The following is a 20,189-nucleotide window of genomic DNA, read 5'->3' on the forward strand; positions in this document are numbered from 1 at the left end:
CCGCCCTAGACACCACCCCCAAACCAACCACCGACCCCAAGCCAGACCCGGTCATCTTCACCCCCACCAAGAAGACAACCGACCCAACCCCCACCAAGCCCACCCCGGCCAAACCGGCCGCTCCCAAGCCCAGCCCCACCAAACCAGCCGCATCGCAGCCCACAAGCACCGAACCCACGAGCGCTGAGCCCGCCGACACGAAGCCTGCCAGCGCGAAGGCGGGCGAGACGAAGGCTGCGAGCACGAAGGCGGGCACGAAGCCTGCCACCGTTGAGCCCGCCAGCGAGGAGTCCGTCGCCAAGCCCGCCTCCGCCAAAACGGCAGCATCCAAGCCCAGCCCGGCCGCATCCCAGTCCGCAAGCACCGAGCCTCCGAACGCTGAGCTCCCCAGCACGAACGTGGCCGGCACGAAGGCGGGGAAGACGAAGACGGGCGAGACGAAGGCCGCTGGCACGAAGCCAGCCAGCACGAAGCCAGCCGTCGTAGGGCCCACCAGCGTGGAGTCCGCCGCCAAGCCCGCCCCCGTCAAAAAGGGCCCGTCCAAGCCCGGCGTAACACCCGCCAGTGGAGCAACCACCGGCGCAGCACCCGCCAGTGCGGCGGACGCTAGCGCAGAAGCCACCAGAGCAGGAGCGGTCGGCGCAGAAGCGGTCGGCGCAGAAGCCGCCAGCGCAGAAGCCACCAGCGCAGAAGCGGTCGGCGTTGAGGGCGTCAGTGGTGGGGCCGTTGGTGCTCGGGGCGGTCTCGTCGAGCCCATTGCGGGGTATGCGGGGCTGACTGTTGCGTCGCTTCGTGCTCGTATGCGTGGGAAGTCGGCTGTCGAGATTCAGGAGTTGATCGCTTACGAGGAGGCCACTGCCGGGCGGGTGGAGGTTGTCACGATGTATCGCAACCGGCTGGCCAAGCTGGAAGCTGGTTCCTGAGAGGGTGTTCTGTCGGTGGGGGCGGCTACGCTGCCGGGCGTAGAAGGTGCGGGGCGTAGTGGGATGCGGGGCGTGACCGGGCGTTGGGGAGGGTGAGTGGGGGCTAAGACGTCTCCGGAGGAGCCGTTGCCGGTTCGGTCCGTGTTGCAGATGGTGGCGCAGTGGATCGGGCGGCTCGGGACGATCTGGGTGGAGGGGCAGATCACCGAGTTGACGGCGCGGGGTGGGACCGTGTTCATGACCTTGCGGGATCCGGTGGCGAACATGTCGGCGCGGGTGACGTGTGCGCGGACTGTGTATGAGGCGAGTGTGCCGAGGCCGGTGGATGGTGCCCGGGTGGTCGTGCACGTCAAGGCCGACTTCTGGGTCAATCGGGGGTCGTTCGCGTTCACGGCGATAGAGATCCGGCCGGTGGGGGTCGGTGAGCTGCTGGCTCGGTTGGAGCGGTTGCGGCAGGTGCTGGCCGCCGAGGGGCTGTTCAACAACGATCGGAAGCGGCGGTTGCCGTTTCTGCCGGGCACGGTGGGGTTGATCTGCGGGCGGGATTCTGCGGCGGAGCGGGACGTGCTGGAGAACGCGCGCCGGCGGTGGCCCGCGGTGCGGTTCAAGGTGGAGGCGGTGGCCGTTCAGGGGTCCTATGCGGTCGCTGAGGTGACTGAGGCGTTGCGGAAGCTGGATGGGGATCGGGAGGTCGACGTCATCATCGTGACCCGGGGTGGTGGGTCGTTGGAGGATCTGCTGCCGTTCTCGGATGAGTCGCTGGTGCGGGCGGTGGCGGCGTGCCGTACGCCGGTGGTGAGCGCGATCGGGCATGAGCAGGACAGTCCGTTGCTGGATCTGGTGGCCGATCTGCGCGCGTCCACGCCCACGGATGCGGCGAAGAAGGTCGTGCCGGATGTGGGTGAGCAGTTGACGCTGGTCCGGCAGCTCAGGGATCGGGGGCGCCGGGTCGTGGGGGGCTGGCTGGATCGGGAGCAGCACTGGCTGCAGTCGGTGCGGTCGCGGCCGTCGTTGTCGGATCCGGTGCGGGAGCTCGATCGTCGTGCCGAGCAGGTCGACGCGCTCCGTGACCGCTCGCGGCGTTGCCTCACCGGTTCGCTGGATCGGTCGGCCGACGGGCTGGAGCATCTCAGGGCCCGGCTGATCGCGCTGTCTCCCGCGGCCACGCTCGAACGCGGCTACTCGATCGTGCAACGTCCGTCCGGAGAGGTCGTCCGGCGGGCCGCCGACCTCTCCCCCGGCGACGCTCTCACCCTCCGCCTTCCCGACGACCGCGTCTCGGTGACCGTCACCGAGACCTCCCCCTAGGGTGGTTTCCGTGGCCCAGGACAAGCAGACTCCGTCGTACGAGCAGGCGCGTGAGGAACTCACCGAGGTGGTCCGCCGCCTGGAGACCGGCGGCCTCACGCTGGAGCAGTCCATCGACCTCTGGGAGCGCGGCGAGAACCTGGCCGCCGTCTGCGAAGAATGGCTCCAGGGCGCCCGCGTCAAACTCGCCGCCGCCATGGCCCAACGCGAAACCCCCCACCCCAACACCTCAGACGAAGCCCCCTTCTGACGGGTTAGGCCCTTCCCAGCGCTCCTCGGATGGCCTGGCCCCGGTGGCCAACAGGCCAGCATTCTGCCGGCCCCAGGAACGCTGGTCATCGGCACCGGGATCGGGTGCGGCGCGGTGTTGATGTCGATGACGAACCAGCCGATCCGGGAGCGGGCTACGCCCTTCTCGAACGCGCTGCGCCCCTCCGGCCGGGCTACACCGTTCTCGAACGCACCGCGCCCTACTGATCGGGCTACGCACTTCCAACCGCACCCGCGCCCTACTGAACGGGCTACGTGCCGGGGGCGGACTTCTTGTCGGGTGGGGAGCCGGGGTCGAGGAGTTTGACGATTCCGTAGATGCCGGCGCCGATCAGGAGGAATATTCCCGCAGGGTTCCACAGGCCGTGGAAGCCGGCGATCGCTAGGCCGATGATGAGCGCGAGGATGAAGCCAGCGAGAATGTATCGGACGGGGGTGCTCATTTCACTTCCTCCGTAGGTGCCGGAGAAATGCTCTCCATGAGCTATTTGTAGGCACCGCCGCTTGCACCGGGCTTGCTGGCCGCCTGCCGCGACCGGACAACGAAGGGGCTTCAGCCTCGCGCCCTTCTATGAGCCCATGTCCACCCATTGTGGGGTGGTCGTCACCTCGCGCACCAGCTGGTCGGCGCCACGTTCATGGACCTTGGCGTGCTGGTCGGCGCCACGTTCACGGACCCTGGCGTGCTGGTCGGCGCCACGTTTACGGACCCTGGCGTGCTGGCCACCTCCAGGGGCGTTCACGCCGGGTGGCAGACAGGGTGGACGTCTGTTCGGAGGGCCTGGGCGAGTGTCGCCGTCAACGATCATGGCGTGGCCGACGGAACGAGCGGGGCAGGATCAGGAGGAGGGGGTTGAGGGTTTGGGGGCGGGGGTGAGGGTGGTGGCCAGGGTGGTTAGTTCGGGCCAGTCGGCGGAGCCGGTGATGATGATGGTGTGGTCGGGGAGGATGCGGACCAGGGAGCGTTGGTTCTTGTCTTCGCGGAAGCGTTGTTCCCAGGTGTTTCCGGCTATTTGCTGAGTTCCGGTGACCGTGGCCGTGTTGGCCAGGCGGCTGGCGAAGCCAGCGGTGGGGGCTTCGTTGCTCTGGGCGAGCATGGCGTGCATTTTCTGGCCGGTGGCGAAGCCGAGGCGCCAGGTGAGGATGCTTTTGTCCTGGGTGACGCGGGAACTGGTGGACGTCCAGCCGGTGGGGACCTGGCTGGGCACCTCGACCTCGTAGGGGGCGAGGCGGGCCGCGTTGGCGGTGTCGATGGTGAAATCCACCCGGGGGATGTGTTCGGTCCGGCTCTGCGGGGTGATCAGAAGGAACAAACCCACCGCGAGAAGGCAGACGAACAACGCGACGGCGTACCCGTAGAAACCCTGGGTGAATTGGCGCACGTCAATGGAGAATACCGGGCCGGGTCAGTGGGGGCGGATTCGGCTGATGATGAGCAGGGCCTCTTCGGCCATCCGGCTGGCGGCTTCGAGGTCGTCGGAGAGGGTGAGTTCCTGGACGACGGCGGCGAGGGCGCCGGTGATGACGACGACGAGGGCGTCCTCGTTCTCGAAGAGGGTGGCGTTGCGGCGGGCCCACTGGCGGAGGCGGTCGCGCATGATGACTTCGAAGCCGGGCGGGCCGTCGCCGCGCAGGAACAGGGCGGCCAGGTCGCGTTCGGCCAGGCAGCCGTCGAGGTAGGCGCGCGCCCCGGCGAGGAACAGCGGCATCGGGTCGGGTTCCCCGGACAGGCGGGCCTGCTGGACGGCCTGTTTGGTGCGGTGGGTCTGCCGGGTCTGGAAGTCCTCGAACAGCGCCAGGTAGAGGTCAGCTTTGCCGGAGAAGTGGTGGTAGAGACTGCCGACACTGGCCCCGGCCCGCTGCACCACGTCGGTGACCCCGGCCTCCGCGAAGCCGCTGGTGATGAAGATCTCCCTGGCGGCGTCGAGGAGCGCGCCACGGGTGGCTGCGCCGCGCTCGGACGTGCGCGCGGTGGCCGGTCGTTCGGTGGCTCTCGTGTCGCTCATGGTGGCGAGATTATCCTCCACCGTCACTTTGTGAGACCCAACGACCGGTCTGGACGGCCGTACCGGCCTGAGGGAAGGGGCAACTATCGCTCCGGCAAGCCCGTCGAGGGCGGCTGGGAGGGGGCAACTACGATCGAAGGGGTCGCTGCTGGGTAGGGAAGCACCACCTTAAGGAGTTCGATCATGGCTGATCAGACCGCTGTCCCCGCCGCGCTGGCGACGGGGGAGCACGTTCCGGACCGGAACCTGGCGTTGGAGCTCGTCCGCGTCACCGAGGCGGCGGCGATGGCCAGCGCGCGCTGGGTGGGCCGGGGCGACAAGAACGGCGCGGACGGCGCGGCCGTCAACAGCATGCGCCAGCTGATCAACACCGTGTCGATGCGCGGGGTCGTGGTGATCGGCGAGGGCGAGAAGGACAACGCGCCCATGCTCTTCAACGGGGAGGAAGTCGGCGTCGGCTCCGGGCCGGAGTGCGACGTGGCGGTGGACCCGATCGACGGCACCCGGCTGTGCGCGCTGGGCATGAACAACGCCATCTCGGTGATCGCGGTCAGCCCGCGCGGCTCGATGTACGACTCCTCGGCCGTCTTCTACATGGAGAAGCTGGTCACCGGACCGGAGGCGGCCGGCGCCGTGGACATCAACGCGCCGGTCGCGCACAACATCGGCGTGGTGGCCCGGGCGAAGGGCGGCAAGCCGTCCGACGTGACGGTGGTCATCCTGGATCGTCCCCGGCACGACCAGATCGTGAAGGAGATCCGGGAGACGGGCGCGCGGATCAAGTTCATCACCGACGGCGACGTGGCCGGCGCGATCATGGCGGCCCGGGCCGGGACCGGTGTCGATCTGATGCTCGGGGTGGGCGGCACTCCGGAGGGTACGGTCGCCGCCTGCGCGATGAAGTGCCTGGGCGGGGTCATTCAGGGCCGGCTCTGGCCGCAGGACGACGCCGAGCGCCGCCGCGCCCTGGACGCCGGGCTCGACCTGGACCAGGTGCTGCTCACCGACGACCTGGTCCGCTCGGACGACGTCTTCTTCGCCGCCACCGGCGTCACCGACGGCGAGCTCATGCGCGGCGTCCGCTACCGGGGCGGCGCGGCCGTCACCCACTCCCTGGTCATGCGCGGGCGCTCCGGCACGATCCGCAAGATCGAGAGCGAGCACCAGCTCTGGAAGCTCGGCGCCTACAGCGCCATCAACTTCGACACCGCCCTCTGAGACGCCGCCCTCTGAGACGCCGCCCTCTGAGACGCCGCTCGCTGAAACGCCGCTCGCTGAAACGCCTCCCTCGGAGACACCGCCCTCTGCTCACCGGCGGAACAGTCCCCGTTTGGGTGGGTTGGGGCAGCGGGCGATCACCTTCCCGCCGTACGCGAATCCGGCGAGTTCGATGATCGGCGGGGAGGCGGACTCCGGCGGGCGGGTCTGGTTCTTGAACGTTCTCACCCGGGCCTGCGGCGCGACGGTGACCAGCACGCCGTCGGGGACGAGCAGGGTGACCGTGCCGGCCATGACGGCGAGCTGAACGACCACGCGGTGGGTCTGCAGGAGCGCGTCGCGGAGGTCGATGTTGACCTTGCCGCCGAAGGAGGTGACCGGAATCTTGGCCGGGACCACCCAGCGCCCGCCGCGGTTCTCGGTGCGGAACAGTGCCATGACCGGGCGTTCGTGCATGACGATGGGCTGGTTCTCGGGGGGCAGCAGGTCGACGGTGAGCTGGGCCAACTGGCCGAGTGTCTGGGCCCGGTAGGCGGCCTCGACCCGCTCCTCGTGCTCGGCGGGGGTGAGCCTGCCGTCGGCGACCGCGTCGGTGAGGGCGGTGAACACCCGCTCCCGATCGGCGGTGGAAGCGCGCAGATCTTCTGGCCGGGGGCCGCTGGTATCGCGGGGAGCCAGCCAGGCGGCGATCCAGTCACGGAAATCACTGCTCACGCCCTGACTCTAAACGCTCAGGAAGCCCCGTTGACCGTCGCGTCCGCCACCCCTAGCCTGACGGGATCCTGAATGCCCCTCATGTTCTGAATGTACGGAGGCATCGTGGCCCCCACCCCACGAGACCGGCAGGCGCGGCTCGCCACCTTCGCCGTCTTCTTCGTCCAAGGTCTCACCTTCGCCACGCTCCTCACCCAGGTCGCCGCACTCCAGCGAAAACACCAGCTGAGCGAGGGCGAACTGACCCTCCTGCTGCTGGTCGTCCCGGTCATCGCGGGCGCGGGCAGCGTCCTGGCGGGCACCCTCGCCGCCCGGTACGGCAGCCGCCAGATGCTCCGCGCGATCCAGCCACTGGCCTGCGTCGCCGTCGCCCTGTGCGGTTTCGCCCCCAACGTCCCCCTGCTGGTCGGCGCCCTGGTCCTGTTCGGCATCGGCCTCGGCGGCGTCGACGCCGGCATGAACATGCAGGGCACGGCCGTCGAACGCCGGTACGCCCGCCCGGTGATGACCAGCTTCCACGCCCTCTGGAGCGCCGCCGCCGTCATCGGCGCCGGCTGGGCCTCGCTGGCCGCCGACGGCCTGTCCCTCGGCGTGACCTTCACGATCGCGATGGTCCCCGCCCTCGTGATCTCCCTGATCGCGTCCCGCTGGCTCTGCTCTCCGGCCGAGGAACACGTCGAAACCGTCACGGAAACCCCCGGCCGCTTCCCGTGGGGCCCCATCCTGCCGCTCTGCCTGGCCATGGCCTTCCTGTACGTCGGCGACTCCTCGATCTCCAACTTCGGCTCGGTCTACTTCGAGAAGATCATGCTGTCGGAGGCGTGGCTGGCGCCGTGGGCGCTCGGCGCGTACCAGGCGACGACGTTCCTGGTCCGGGTGTTCGGCGACCGCGCGGTGCGCCGGTTCGGGCCGGCCGCGATCGTCCGCACCGGCGGCGCGGTGGCCACGCTGGGCTTCCTGGCCATCGTGGCCGCCCCGAACGAGGTCGTGGCGATCGCCGGTTTCGCGCTGACCGGCGTCGGCCTCTCGGTGATCGCCCCGCAGTCGTTCTCGGCGGCGGGCCGGCTGGACCCGGCGGGCACCGGCGTCGCGATCGCCCGGGTCAACATGTTCAACTACGTCGGCTTCATCGTCGGCGCGGCCCTGGTCGGCGGCGTGGCCGACGCGGCCGACCTGCGGATCGCCTTCGTCGCGCCGCTGGTGCTGGCCGCCGCCATCATCGTGCTGGCCCGGGGGTTCGCCCGTACGCGGTAGCCATGGCCCGGACGGCTGCCGTGAGGCGGGACTCCGGCAGCCGGGCGAAGCCGATGGACAGTCCGTCGCCCGCGGTTTCCGCCGCGAGGCCCTGGGCTCGGGCGGCGCGGGCGAACGCGGCGGGGTCGTCGAGTTCGGCGTACAGGTGCAGGCCGGCCGAGATGCCGCGGACCCGGAGTTCGGGGAAGTGCTCGGCGAGGGCCTGGACGAGGGCGTCCCGGCGGGCGCGGTATTCGCGGCGCATCCGGCGCAGGTGCCGGTCGTAGCCGCCGGAGCCGATGAAGCGGGCCAGGGCGTACTGGTCGATCACCGGGGAGCCCAGGTCGAATTCGGCGCGGGCGAGCCGTACCGCGCCGGCGAGGGCGGGTGGGGCGGCGATCCAGCCGAGCCGCAGGCCGGGGGCGAGCGCCTTGCTGACGCTGCCCGCGAACACGACGTGGCCGGGGGCCAGGCCCTGGAGGCAGCCGACGGGGTCGCGGTCGAAGCGGAATTCGGCGTCATAGTCGTCTTCCATGATGGTCGCGCCGGTGGCGGCGGCCCAGGCGACCAGTTCGGCCCGGCGGCGCGGGGAGAGCAGCACGCCCGTCGGGTAGTGGTGCGCCGGAGTGACCAGCACGGCGTCAGCCCCCGTACGGGCGAGCGCGTCGACGTCCACGCCCTCGTCGTCGACGGGCACCCCGACGAGTTCGGCGCCGGCCCGCCGGAGCAGGGGCACCTGGCGGGTGGCGCAGGGCGACTCGGTGGCCAGCGTGATCGGGCGGCCCTTCGCGTGCGCCAGCACGTGCACGAACAGGCTGAGGCCCTGCGCGACCCCGGTGACGATCACGATGTCGTCCGGCGTGACGTCGGCGGCGCGTACCCGCCGGAGGTAGGCGGCCAGTTCGGCCCGCAGTTCCGGCACGCCGCCGGGATCCCCGTAGTCCAGGCCCTCGTTCGGCAGCGTCAGCAGCACCTGCCGCAACGCCGCCGACCAGGCCCGCCGCGGAAAGGCCCCCAGATCCGGCGAGGTCGGCCGGGGCCCGAGAGCCGCCTCGGGCGACGGCGAAACCACCTCCCCCTGCGGACGCCCCGCCATGGGCGCCACCCGGGTGCCCGCGCCGATCCTGGACTCCAGGAACCCTTCGGCGACCAGCTGCTCGTACGCCTCGACCACCACACCACGCGAAACCCCGAGATCCCTGGCCAGATCCCGGCTCGCGGGCAGCCGGGCCCCGGGGGCGAGCCGCCCGCCGCGCACCGACTCCCGCAACTCCCGCGCGATCTGCCCGGCGATCCCGCCTGCGCCCCGATCGATCACGACATGGAGATCAGCCAATTGGTCCTCGATTCCAGCGGGTGATTGGACTCATTACGAGAACCATTGTGTCCCTAGCATCATCCGACATGACCACATATATCGAGACCAGCCGTCCGCAGGATCTCCAGGCCGTCGGGATGGCGGCCGGTGCGATGTTCCTGGTGGGCACCCTCGCGGCGGTCTCCGACGTGATCCAGGACTACCCGCTCTACGGCGGCCAGGCCGTCCGCTACGCGCTCGCCGCCGCCGTCCTTTTCGCCGCCGCCCCCCGCTTCTCGCGCCTGCCATCGGTACGGCTGACGCCACGAGAACGGGTCCTGCTCGTGCTGCTCTCGCTCACCGGCCTGGTCCTGTTCAACATCTGCGTGATCGAGTCCGCCCGGCACGCCGGCCCGACGCTGGTCGGCACCGTGCTCGGCACCGTCCCGCTGGCGCTGGCCCTGTGCGCGCCGATCCCCGCCCTGCTCAGCCGTACCACCCCGAGCGCGCCGCCCGCGCGCATCCTGGTCGCCGCCGCCGTCGTGGTGGCCGGGGCCACGCTGGCGACCGGCCTGGGCTCGGGCAACCTGGCCGGGCTGCTGTGGGCGCTCGGCGCGCTGGCCTGCGAGGTGTGCTTCTCGCTGCTGGCGCTGCCGCTGCTGCCGAAGCTGGGGGCGATCCGGGTCTCCGCGTACTCGGCCGCGCTGGCGGTGCCGGTGCTGCTGGCGCTCGGCCTGGTCTTCGACGGCACGGCCATGCTGCGGGTCCCCACGCTCGGGGAGGCGCTCGGGCTGGGCTATCTGGCGCTGGTGGTGACCACGGTCGCCTTCTTCCTCTGGTACAGCGCGCTGCCCCGGCTCGGTCCCGGCAAGGCCGGGCTGTTCGCCGGGATGATCCCGGTCGGCGCGATCGGCACCGGCGCCGTGCTCGGCCTCGGGCTGCCCTCCGCCGCCGACCTGCTGGGGGCGGGCCTGGTGATCGTCGGCATCCTGATCGGGCTGCGGCCCGAGTCGGTACGGCGGCGGCGTCGTACAGTTTGGGGCGAGTGACCACCCCGCACGGAGGATCAAAGACGATGCCCGAGTTCGACTACACCGACCTGCTGCCGCTGGGCCCCGACGAGACGGACTACCGTCTGATCACCGCGGAGGGAGTGCGGGTCGTCGAAGGGGCCGGGCGCCGGTTCCTGGAAGTCGACCCGGAGGCGCTCCGGCTGCTCACCGAAACCGCGATTCACGATATTTCCCATTACCTGCGGGCGTCCCACCTGGCCCAGCTCCGCAAGATCATCGATGACCCCGAGTCCAGCGGCAACGACCGTTTCGTCGCGCTCGACCTGCTCAAGAACGCCTCAATCTCGGCCGGCGGCGTGCTGCCGATGTGCCAGGACACCGGCACCGCGATCGTGATGGGCAAGCGCGGCCGGCACGTACTCACCGACGGCCGCGACGCCGAGCACATCTCCCGCGGCGTCTACGACGCCTACACCAAGCTCAACCTGCGCTACTCCCAGATGGCTCCGCTGACCATGTGGGAGGAGAAGAACACCGGCAGCAACCTGCCCGCCCAGATCGAGCTGTACGCCGAGGGCGAGGACACCTACAAACTCCTGTTCATGGCCAAGGGCGGCGGCTCGGCCAACAAGTCCTTCCTCTACCAGGAGACCAAGGCCGTACTCAACGAGAAGCGCATGCTCCAGTTCCTGGAGGAGAAGATCCGCTCGCTCGGCACGGCCGCCTGCCCGCCGTACCATCTGGCGGTGGTGGTCGGCGGCACCAGCGCCGAGCACGCGCTGAAGACCGCCAAGTACGCCAGCGCCCGCTACCTGGACTCCATCCCCACCGAGGGCTCGCCGGCCGGGCACGGCTTCCGCGACCTGGAGATGGAGAAGAAGGTCTTCGAGCTGACCCAGAAGCTCGGCATCGGCGCCCAGTTCGGCGGCAAGTACTTCTGCCACGACGTCCGGGTGATCCGGCTGCCCCGGCACGGCGCGTCCTGCCCGGTGGCGATCGCGGTCTCCTGCTCCGCCGACCGCCAGGCCCTCGCCAAGATCACCCCCGAGGGCGTGTTCCTGGAGCAACTGGAGACCGATCCGGCGCGTTTCCTGCCCGAGACCACCGACGAGCATCTCTCCGACGACGTGGTCAGCATCAATCTCAGCCGCCCCATGTCCGAAATACGAGCCGAGCTCAGCAAATATCCAGTCAAGACCCGCCTCAGTTTGACCGGCCCGCTCGTCGTCGCGCGCGACATCGCGCACGCCAAGATCGCCGAACTCCTGGACGCCGGCGGCGAGATGCCGCAGTACCTGAAGGACCACGCCGTCTACTACGCCGGCCCCGCCAAAACCCCGGAAGGGTACGCCTCCGGCTCCTTCGGCCCCACCACCGCAGGCCGGATGGACTCCTACGTGGCGCGCTTCCAGGCGTCCGGCGGATCGATGGTCATGCTGGCCAAGGGCAACCGATCCAAGCAGGTCACCGAGGCCTGTCAGGAGTTCGGCGGGTTCTACCTGGGGTCGATCGGCGGCCCCGCCGCCCGCCTCGCGCAGGACTGCATCAAGAAGGTGGAAGTCCTGGAATATCCGGAGCTTGGGATGGAGGCGGTCTGGCGGATCGAGGTCGTCGACTTCCCCGCCTTCATCGTCGTGGACGACAAGGGCGAGGACTTCTTCCAGGACACCACGGGCCCCGTGCTCACCATCGGCCGGCGTTGAACGAGGGTCCTGACCGGATTTGACAGAAGATCTCGACAACTATTCGGCCAGGTGTCTACAGGCACCTGTACCGAAATGGGTAAGCTGCCACCCATGCGCGCGCCGTCCGGATACCAGTTAGCCGCGCGTTACCGGCTTGTCCAGCCGGTGGGACGCGGCGGCATGGGGACCGTCTGGCGTGCCCGCGATGAGCTCCTTGACCGAGATGTCGCGGTCAAGGAAGTGCGGCTGCCGCTGGTCCTGGACGAGGAACTGCGCGCCGAACTGTGCGCCAGGACCGAGCGGGAGGGCCGCGCGACCGCCATGGTGGCGCACCCGTCCGTCATCACCGTCTTCGACGTCATCACCGAGGACGACCGGCCCTGGATCGTGATGGAGCTGCTCAAGGCCGAATCGCTGGAGGAGCTGGTCAAGAACGGCGGCCCGCAGGACCCGCAGCGGGTGGCCGAGATCGGCCGCCAGGTGCTGGGCGCGCTCCGCGCCGTGCACGCCAAGGGCATCCTGCACCGCGACGTCAAGCCCAGCAACGTGCTGGTCACCGAGGACCGGACGGTGCTGACCGACTTCGGACTGGCCGCGCTGGAGGGCGACGTCTCGATCACCCAGGCCGGGATCGTGCTCGGCTCGGCCGGCTACATCGCGCCCGAACGGGTGCTGGGCGACAAGGCCAGCCCCGCCGCCGACCTGTGGTCGCTCGGCGCGACCCTGTACACCGCCGTCGAGGGCCGGGGCCTGCACGGCCGCCGTACGGCTGCCGCCGCGCTGGCCGCCCTCACCAGCGGCGCCCCCATCCCGATGGAGCGGGCCGGACCGCTGGCCCCCGTGCTGCGCGGCCTGCTCCAGATCGACCCCGAGGCCCGGCTGGACGCGGTCCGGGCCGCCCTGATGCTGGCCCGGGTGGCCGCGGGCGGCTCCGCCGAGGAGCCGGTCGCCCCGCACCGGCCGCACCGTCCTTCCACGCCGCCGATGTTCCCCGCGGCGATCCGCAAGCCGCCGCATCGCGGGCAGCACCGGGCCGAGGCGCGTCCGCAGCCCCGGCCGGCCCCGCGCCCGGCGCCGCCGCTGCCGGTCTACCCGCGCGATGCGCACGCCGGCGCCGGCGAGATGGCCGCCGTGCCGGCCCAGCGCCGCCGCCCGTCGGAGGGCGTGCACCGCAAGCCGATGGAGTACGAGGTGGTTCCGGGCCCTTTCTCGCGGGCTCTGACGAACTTCCTCAAAATGGTTCTTCCCCGGCGTTTCTGGCCACGTCGGTTTCGTCGCTAGAAAATTCGCAAGTGATCAGAAAGCGATACTCAAGGAAGCATCGGTATCTTTCTACTCATGCAGAGCAGGCTGCTCGCTGAGCGCTACGAGTTGATCACTCCCCTTGGTCGCGGCACCATGGGCACCGTCTGGCGTGCCGTCGATCGCTCGCTCGGGCGCGACGTCGCGGTCAAAGAGATCAGGCAGGATTCCGGGCTGACCGCCGAGCAACGCCTCGAACTACGCGAACGCATGATCCGCGAGGGCCGTACTGCGGCCCGGGTGCGTCATCCGTCGGTGGCCACGATCTACGACGCGATCGAGTTCGAGGGCGTGCCGTGGATCATCATGGAGCTGGTGGAGGGCCGCTCGCTGGAGCAGGTGATCGAGCAGGAGGGGCCGCTGCCGTTGCGGCTGGTGGCCGAGATCGGCCACGACCTGCTCGGCGCGCTCCGGGCCGCGCACGGGCAGGGCATCCTGCACCGGGACGTCAAACCCAGCAACGTGATCCTCACCGAGAACGGGCGGGTGGTGCTGACCGACTTCGGCATCGCCAAGTCGATCGGGGACAGCGCGCTCACCCAGACCGGCATGGTGATCGGGTCTCCTGGTTACACCGCGCCTGAGCGCGCCCGTGGGGATCACACCGGGCCGGAGTCCGACCTGTGGGCGCTGGGTGCGACGTTGTACTTCGCGGTGGAGGGGCGGCCCGCGTACGAGCGGCGTTCCGTGGCCGAGACGCTCACCGCGCTGATGACCGAGAGCTGCGACCCGCCCGTGCACGCCGGGCCGCTCCGGCCGGTGCTGGAGGGCCTGCTGGAGAAGGACTACACCCTCCGCCTCGGTCCGGACCGCGCGGCCGTGATGCTCCGCACCATCGCCGACACCCCCACCTCGGTCCGCCTCCCAGGCGAACCCCAACCACAACCAAACCGGCCCCCGGCTCCCCCGGCCCCTCGGGCCGCGCCGCGACCGGCGAGCGCGCCGCTGGCTCCTCCGCCCGCTTCCCGGCCCGGGAGCCCGCAACCACCCGCTCCTCCGGCTGCTCCCCGGCCCGGAAGTCCCCTCGCTCCTTCGGCCGCTCCCCGGCCCGCGAGTGCGCAGCCACCCGGTCCCCGGCCCGCGAGTCCGCAGCCGCCCGCGCCACCGGCTGCTCCCCGGCCCGGGAGCCCGCCGTCTCAGCCCGTGCCTGGCAGACCTGCGGCCTCGCCGCCGACCGCGCCCGTTCCGGGTTCGGGGCCGGACGAATCCGAGCGGACGGTCGTGATCGCCCGGTCGGCTGGGGGTGCTCTCATTCCGTCAGCGGCCGAGCTTCCCCCCGCCGACACCCCGACGATCGTGCGGAAGCCGGCCTCCGACGACACGACCGTGGGCGGGCGGCTGCCCGGCAAGCGGGTCTTCCCGCCTGACAACGACGCCACCCCGAGCCCGCTGCCGCTGCCGAACGCCCCGCAGCGCCAGCAGCCGCCTCCGCCGCCGCAGGGCGCCGACCCGCTGCGGAACCAGCCCGCGCCACCGCCTTACGCCCACCCGTCGCCTCCGGCCCAGCCGGGCTACGGTCCGCCCCCGCAGCAGGGTCCGCCCGGATACGACCAGCAGCACGGGTATGGCCAGCAGCCTGGCTATGACCAGCCCGGTCACGGCCAGCCGGGACATGGCCAGCCTGGGTATCCCCAGCCTGGTTACGGTCAGCAGCCCGGTTACGACCAGCCTGGTTACGATCGGCAGCCTGGTTATGGCCAGCAGGACGGGTATGGCCAGCAGCCGATGCCGCAGCAGGACCCGCGTGGATGGCAGCCCGGCTATCCCCCCGGTGAGGTTCCGCAGCACGATCCGCGTGGTTGGCAGCCCGGTTATCCGTCCGGTTATGCGCCCGGCGAGGTTCCGCAGGTGCCGCCGATGGTGGCTCCGCTGGGTATCGGTCCTGACTCGGCGACGCAGGCCGTGCGGATTCCGGGTGGGCCGGGTGGGCCGGGTGGGCCGGGTGGGCCGGGGATGACAGCGGGGCTGGGGACCGATCTGTTCGCGATGCAGGCGCAGCAGGGGCGGCCTCCGGTGCGGAAGGACCGGAACGGCCGCAAGGCGGCGGTGATCATCGTGGTCGCGGTGGCCGTGGTCGTGCTGGCCGCGCTCGCGGTTTTCGCGTTCTCGGCGCTCGGCGCGACCGCCGAGGACGCGACCCAGGTGAAGCGCACGGCGCTGTCGACCAGCACGCCGGCACCCTCGTCCGGCCCGGCGATGATGCGCCACGACGACCCCAACGGTTTCACCATCGACTACCCGAGCCGGTTCAGCGACCCGGTGGGGAACGACGACGGCGTCACCTTCGGCGAGGAACTGAACCGGATGCGGGTCGAGATCGTCCCCGAGCATCCGGCCAATCTGGTGGAGGCGATCAAGAAGGTCGCGGCGGCGGGCGAAGCCGATGGGGAGTATCCCGGGTACAAGCTGGCCAGAATCGCCCCGTTGACACCCAGCCCGTACCCCGGCACGAGCAGCGTGGACTGGGAGTTCACCTACCTGGACACCGGCACGCCCGTGCGGGTGCTGTGCCGGTGGGTGTCGATCCCGGGCAAAGCCACGTATGCGATCTCCTGGCAGGCGCCCGAATCCACCTGGCAGAAGGTCCAGCCGGAACGTGACGCGGTGTTCAAGTCGTTCGTCCCGACTCGGGACACCTCGTCCGGTTCTTGATCGGAATGGGCGCAATCGCCGAGTTCGGCGAGGAACGCCCATCCGGAGGTTCTTGATCCACTTCGGGGTGGAGACTGGAGTCATGACGCGGATCGAACATGACTCCATGGGCGAGGTCCAGGTGCCGTCCGAAGCCAAGTGGCGGGCGCAGACGCAGCGTGCGGTGGACAACTTCCCGATCTCCGGCCGTGGGCTGGAGTCTGCGCATATCGCGGCTCTCGCGCGGATCAAGGCGGCTTGTGCCACGGTGAACGCGGCTTATGAGCTGATCGAGCATGACATGGCGGAGGCGATCAGGGACGCGGCCAATGAGGTGGCCGATGGGAAGTGGGATGAGCAGTTTCCCATCGATGTGTTCCAGACGGGCTCGGGGACCTCGTCCAACATGAATGCCAATGAGGTGATCGCGACCCTGGCCGAGGAGAAGCTGGGCCGCCCAGTCCACCCCAACGACCACGTAAACGCCGCACAGTCCTCGAATGACGTGTTCCCGTCCTCAATCCACATCGCCGCCACTCAAGCCGTCACAGAGGCCCTCACGCCCGCCCTGGAGCACCTGGCAACCGCCCTGGTAACAAAGTCCACAGAATTCGCGGAAGTCGTCAAGTCCGGCCGTACCCACCTGATGGACGCGACCCCGGTCACGCTCGGCCAGGAATTCGGCGGCTACGCCACCCAGATCGAGTACGGCATCGACCGAGTCCTGGGCACCCTCCCCCGCGTCGCCCAACTCCCCCTCGGCGGCACCGCGGTCGGAACCGGCATCAACACCCCCGACCACGCCTGGGCCGGAAAAGTCATCGCCGAACTATCCAGAACCACCGGCGTGCCCTTCACCGAGGCCGGAAACCACTTCGAGGCCCAGAGCGCCCGAGACGGCCTGGTAGAACTCTCCGGCGCACTCAAGGTCATCGCGGTCTCCCTCACCAAGATCGCCAACGACCTCCGCTGGATGGGCTCGGGCCCCCGCGCAGGACTGGGCGAACTCAACCTCCCCGACCTGCAACCCGGCTCATCGATCATGCCCGGCAAGGTCAACCCGGTCATCCCAGAAGCAGTCGCCATGGTCGCCGCCCAGGTCATCGGCAACGACGCCACCATCACCTTCGCCGGCGCATCCGGCTCCTTCGAACTCAACGTGATGCTCCCGGTGATCGCCAGAAACATCCTGGAATCGATCCGCCTGCTCACCTCCGCCTCCCGCCTCCTCGCCGACCGCTGCATCGACGGCCTCACCGCCAACCCCGACCGCCTCCGCGAGTACGCCGAATCCTCCCCCTCAATCGTCACCCCCCTGAACCGCTACCTCGGCTACGAAGAGGCCGCCAAAATCGCCAAACAAGCCCTAACCGACCGCAAAACCATCCGCCAGGTCGTCATCGAACGCGGCCACATCTCCAACGGCACCCTCACCGAAACCCAACTCGACCAAGTCCTCGACGTCCTGTCGATGACCCGCCCACCCATCTAGGACTCCCGACGGAACGAGCGAGCCGCCAGGCTGATCGCCGATATCCGGCGCCGTTCACGCAGGTGACGGTCCTCACCGCACCGGCGCCTGAGAGGCACGACCCAATCTGTTCGTGCCTCTCAGCCATATCTCCCTGCCAGCCGTGACGCTGGCGGCGATGTTCATCAGCTCTCTCCCTAGTCATATGTCGCGGCCAAGCCCGCCGCGCCAGAGGCGCGGCCATATAAACAGCTACGGGACTATGTCGGCTTGCCCCATGGGCGGTCCTGGAAGTGACGCCTACATTCGGCGAGCATGACGGGTATGGATGGGGATCTGGCGGGGCGGACCGCGCTGGTCACCGGTGCGGGGAGTGGGATCGGGCGGGCGTGTGCGCGGCGGCTGGCGGCGGCGGGGGCGCATGTCGTGGTCGTGGATCTGCATGCGGAGGCGGCCGAGAAGGTGGCGGCGGAGTTGGGCGGGACGCCGGTGACGGTGGATCTGTCGGATCCGGGGTTCATGCGGGCGATCCGGGATCAGGTGGCGCGCAGCCCGTACGCGCAGGAGCTGGCGGACTGGTCGGCGCCGTCGCCCCCGGATGAGATCCGGATTTTTCCGGACATCATTGTGAACAACGCGGGGTTCCAGCATGTCGCGCCGATCGAGGAGTTTCCGCTTGAGGTGTTCGCGCGGATTCTGAAGGTCATGGTGGAGGCGCCGTTCCAGCTGGTGAAGGGTGCGCTGCCGGGCATGAAGGCGCAGGGCTGGGGGCGGGTGGTGAACATCTCGTCCGTGCACGGGCTGCGGGCTTCGCCGTACAAATCCGCCTATGTGACGGCCAAGCATGCGCTCGAAGGGCTGTCGAAAGTGATCGCGCTGGAGGGTGCGCCGTTCGGGGTGACTTCGACCTGTGTCAGCCCGGCCTATGTGCGGACCCCGCTGGTGGAGGCGCAGATCGCCGACCAGGCCGAGTCCCACGGGATCGACCCGGCCGAGGTCGTCGAGCGGATCATGCTCCAGCCCGCCGCGATCAAGCGTCTGATCGAGCCCGAGGAGGTGGCCGAGATGGTGGCCTACCTCTGCTCCCCCCAGGGCTCGTTCATCACCGGGATCTCCATCCCCCTCGACGGCGGCTGGACCGCCCGCTGAAGATCACCGCCGCCGCAACCGCCGGAACAGCCGCCTGAACAGCGACGGCTTCCTGGGCTTGACCGGCTGCACCGGCAGCACCCGGACCTGCCCGCCCCGGCTGACGTCCAGCCCGAACCGCAGATCCACCACCTTCTCCTCCATCCGCAGCCGAGGCCGCCAGGTCCCCGGCCCGAGCACCCCGGTGCCGCCGAACCGCCGGACGGGCACCTTGGCGACCAGTTGCCCGGCCAGCCGACCGGGCACCCCCGGCTCCACCAGCGCGGGCACCGTGACCGTCCGCCCCCGCCCGCCCTTCTGCCGCAGCACCAGCTCCGCCGTCGGCCCCCCGCTCGGCGGCACGTACGGCACCGGCATCGCCACATACGCGTACCGGTCCCGCCGCACCGCCGACGCCCCCGGCGACACCAGCGCGATCGACTCGGGGAACGACCGCGGCTCCACGCACACGCTCAGCTCACCCAGCTCCGACCAGCACGGCACCACCAGCCGCCGCGGATAGTCCGTCAGCACCCCGGCCACGTTGACCCCGGACTCGGGCTTCCCGACCCTGGCCCTGGCCGGCTGCGCCCCGCGCATCCGGACGTGCACCTCCCACACCCCCGGATCGACCGGATAACCGAGCGCGGCCGTGCCCACATCCAGCCGGGCCGAGCCGACCGCCTGCACCCGGACCCGCTCGCCGACCGCCTTCTGGTCGACCTCGCTGGTCACCGGCAGGAAGTAGCTGACCCCCGTGTCCGGATTGCGGATGAACACCTCCATCCGCACGTTCGCCGCCGCCTCCGTCACGTCGGCCAGCGCCGGATCGAGCAGCCCCTCGATGGGCACCGGCGGCTGCCACAGCAGCCGCCCGTCCCGCTCCCGGAACCACAGCGGCGTACCGTCCGCCCGGACGATCTCGACCGTCAGCGACAGCGTGAGCACGCTGGAGTCCCAGCGCACGTCCGACAGCCGCGCCTCCAGCCGGGTCCCCCGCGACTCCCAGGCCAGATCGGTCAGCTCGGACTGCCGCCCGGCCCGCAGCAGCGCCACCCGGGCCCGCTGGTGCACCGGCAGATACCCGTCCAGCCGCTCGGGGAACCGCTCGGCGGCCAGCTCGCGCAGCGCCGCGAAGGTGCGGCCCCGGCGGTCCGCCGACGTCCCGGCGTACCGCGAGCCGCCCAGCCGCCGCAGCGCCAGCACCCGGAACAGGTACGCGTTGACCCGGTCCCGCTGCGCCCCCGGCTGGGTCTGCGCGTCCACGATGTCCATCAGCGTCCGCACCCCGGCGGCCAGCTCACGCGGATCCTGCGGCTCCGGCGACCCCGCCGGCGCGACGTGGCAGCACACCGGCTCGGCCAGGATCGCGACCACCTTCGCCGCCAGGTAGGCGTGCAGCACGAACGCGTACTCGGCCAGCGGCCGTTCGCCGAACCACAGCTGGTGGTTCTCCAGGAACTCGCGCAGGAACAGCTTGTGCGCGGTCGGCACGGTCAGCAGCCGGTCCCTGAGCAGGTCCGCCCGGTCCCGGCTGCGGCTGAACACCGACAGCGGCGGCCCGTCCATGGCCAGCCGCCCGACCAGCACGTCCGCGTCGGTCTCCACGGCCTTCGCGTGCATCCGCGACATCGAGCCGGGTTCGAGCCGATCGTGGGCGTGCATGAAGAACACGTAGTCGCCGCGCGCCGCGGCGAGCCCCGAGTTGCGGCCCTTGAACGGCGACCCGGTGCGCTCCAGATGCAGCACCCGCACGTTGGGGCGGACGCCGGCGACCGCGTCCAGGCGCTCCTTCGTGCCATCCGTGGACAGGTCGTCCGCGAAGATCACTTCATACTCGTCCGGCGGCAACTCCAGCAGCGAGCGTACGCACGCGTCGAAGGAGTCGTCCGAGGGCCCCGGGTTGTACACCGAGACCACCACACTGACCTTCACACCCATACGGCAAGCGTGCGGCGCTCACCGCCGGGGGCGGCGCCGCCTTGCCGAA

Annotated in this window: 18 protein-coding genes; 10 read left to right on the forward strand and 8 right to left on the reverse strand. The window is 70.3% G+C overall.

Translation table 11 applies throughout. The features are described from left to right. Positions 1-514, reverse strand: a 514-nt coding sequence (locus Acor_RS34075) for a hypothetical protein (protein ID WP_218034648.1), incomplete at its 3' end; no start/stop codon positions are given. Positions 515-1,019: 505 nt separating this feature from the next. Between Acor_RS34075 and xseA the strand changes: the two genes are divergently transcribed. Beyond that, on the forward strand, positions 1,020-2,231 hold the full coding sequence (xseA, locus tag Acor_RS34080) for an exodeoxyribonuclease VII large subunit (protein WP_155340891.1): 1,212 nt from the start codon (positions 1,020-1,022) through the stop codon (positions 2,229-2,231). A gap of 10 nt (positions 2,232-2,241) precedes the next feature. Then, positions 2,242-2,481 carry an exodeoxyribonuclease VII small subunit gene (locus Acor_RS34085; RefSeq protein ID WP_155340892.1) on the forward strand — a complete coding sequence of 80 codons (240 nt, stop codon included), beginning with the start codon at positions 2,242-2,244 and terminating at the stop codon, positions 2,479-2,481. A 271-nt stretch (positions 2,482-2,752) separates the two neighbouring features. Here the strand turns inward: Acor_RS34085 and Acor_RS34090 are convergent, their stop codons facing one another. The 4 genes from Acor_RS34090 to Acor_RS34105 all read right to left on the reverse strand — a co-directional run bounded on the left by Acor_RS34090 (position 2,753) and on the right by Acor_RS34105 (position 4,507). Then, positions 2,753-2,944 carry a hypothetical protein gene (locus Acor_RS34090; RefSeq protein ID WP_155340893.1) on the reverse strand — a complete coding sequence of 64 codons (192 nt, stop codon included), beginning with the start codon at positions 2,942-2,944 and terminating at the stop codon, positions 2,753-2,755. 126 nt (positions 2,945-3,070) lie between these two features. Continuing rightward, positions 3,071-3,244, reverse strand: coding sequence for a hypothetical protein (locus Acor_RS34095; protein ID WP_155340894.1), 174 nt, complete (start codon positions 3,242-3,244; stop codon positions 3,071-3,073). Between the two features lie 96 nt (positions 3,245-3,340). After that, positions 3,341-3,883: a DUF4245 domain-containing protein gene (locus Acor_RS34100; RefSeq protein WP_155340895.1), complete on the reverse strand. Its 543-nt coding sequence runs from the start codon at positions 3,881-3,883 to the stop codon at positions 3,341-3,343. A gap of 24 nt (positions 3,884-3,907) precedes the next feature. Then, on the reverse strand, positions 3,908-4,507 hold the full coding sequence (locus tag Acor_RS34105) for a TetR/AcrR family transcriptional regulator (protein WP_155340896.1): 600 nt from the start codon (positions 4,505-4,507) through the stop codon (positions 3,908-3,910). A gap of 183 nt (positions 4,508-4,690) precedes the next feature. Here Acor_RS34105 and glpX point away from each other — a divergent pair, with 183 nt between their 5' ends. Next, positions 4,691-5,725: a class II fructose-bisphosphatase gene (gene glpX, locus Acor_RS34110; RefSeq protein ID WP_155340897.1), complete on the forward strand. Its 1,035-nt coding sequence runs from the start codon at positions 4,691-4,693 to the stop codon at positions 5,723-5,725. Positions 5,726-5,815: 90 nt separating this feature from the next. Here the strand turns inward: glpX and Acor_RS34115 are convergent, their stop codons facing one another. Beyond that, positions 5,816-6,439, reverse strand: a complete 624-nt coding sequence (locus Acor_RS34115) for a DUF1707 SHOCT-like domain-containing protein (protein ID WP_155340898.1) — start codon at positions 6,437-6,439, stop codon at positions 5,816-5,818. Between the two features lie 90 nt (positions 6,440-6,529). Here Acor_RS34115 and Acor_RS34120 point away from each other — a divergent pair, with 90 nt between their 5' ends. Further along, positions 6,530-7,693 carry an MFS transporter gene (locus Acor_RS34120; RefSeq protein ID WP_155340899.1) on the forward strand — a complete coding sequence of 388 codons (1,164 nt, stop codon included), beginning with the start codon at positions 6,530-6,532 and terminating at the stop codon, positions 7,691-7,693. Here Acor_RS34120 and pdxR read toward each other — a convergent pair. Beyond that, positions 7,656-9,008 (reverse strand): MocR-like pyridoxine biosynthesis transcription factor PdxR, encoded by a 1,353-nt coding sequence (pdxR, locus tag Acor_RS34125; RefSeq protein WP_155340900.1) that lies wholly within the window; start codon positions 9,006-9,008, stop codon positions 7,656-7,658. The genes Acor_RS34120 and pdxR overlap by 38 nt on opposite strands. A 68-nt stretch (positions 9,009-9,076) precedes the next feature. Here pdxR and Acor_RS34130 point away from each other — a divergent pair, with 68 nt between their 5' ends. From Acor_RS34130 to Acor_RS34155, 6 genes are all read left to right on the forward strand, one after another. Further along, entirely contained in the window at positions 9,077-10,018 is a 942-nt protein-coding gene (locus Acor_RS34130; protein ID WP_155340901.1) for a DMT family transporter, read from the forward strand. A gap of 26 nt (positions 10,019-10,044) precedes the next feature. Then, entirely contained in the window at positions 10,045-11,685 is a 1,641-nt protein-coding gene (locus Acor_RS34135; protein ID WP_155340902.1) for a fumarate hydratase, read from the forward strand. Positions 11,686-11,778: 93 nt separating this feature from the next. Beyond that, complete coding sequence (locus Acor_RS34140) at positions 11,779-12,948, forward strand: serine/threonine-protein kinase (RefSeq protein ID WP_155340903.1); 1,170 nt, start codon at positions 11,779-11,781, stop codon at positions 12,946-12,948. 57 nt (positions 12,949-13,005) lie between these two features. Continuing rightward, positions 13,006-15,621, forward strand: a complete 2,616-nt coding sequence (locus Acor_RS34145; RefSeq protein ID WP_155340904.1) for a serine/threonine-protein kinase — start codon at positions 13,006-13,008, stop codon at positions 15,619-15,621. Between the two features lie 82 nt (positions 15,622-15,703). Next, positions 15,704-17,092 (forward strand): class II fumarate hydratase, encoded by a 1,389-nt coding sequence (locus Acor_RS34150; protein ID WP_155340905.1) that lies wholly within the window; start codon positions 15,704-15,706, stop codon positions 17,090-17,092. 303 nt (positions 17,093-17,395) lie between these two features. Beyond that, the gene (locus Acor_RS34155) at positions 17,396-18,220 is read left to right on the forward strand and encodes an SDR family oxidoreductase (RefSeq protein WP_155340937.1); all 825 of its coding nucleotides are present in this window, start codon (positions 17,396-17,398) and stop codon (positions 18,218-18,220) included. Between the two features lie 3 nt (positions 18,221-18,223). Here the strand turns inward: Acor_RS34155 and Acor_RS34160 are convergent, their stop codons facing one another. After that, complete coding sequence (locus Acor_RS34160; RefSeq protein ID WP_155340906.1) at positions 18,224-20,140, reverse strand: glycosyltransferase family 2 protein; 1,917 nt, start codon at positions 20,138-20,140, stop codon at positions 18,224-18,226. Between the last annotated feature and the right edge of the window lie 49 nt (positions 20,141-20,189).

The organism is Acrocarpospora corrugata (assembly GCF_009687845.1).
GTDB classification, from domain to species: domain Bacteria; phylum Actinomycetota; class Actinomycetes; order Streptosporangiales; family Streptosporangiaceae; genus Acrocarpospora; species Acrocarpospora corrugata.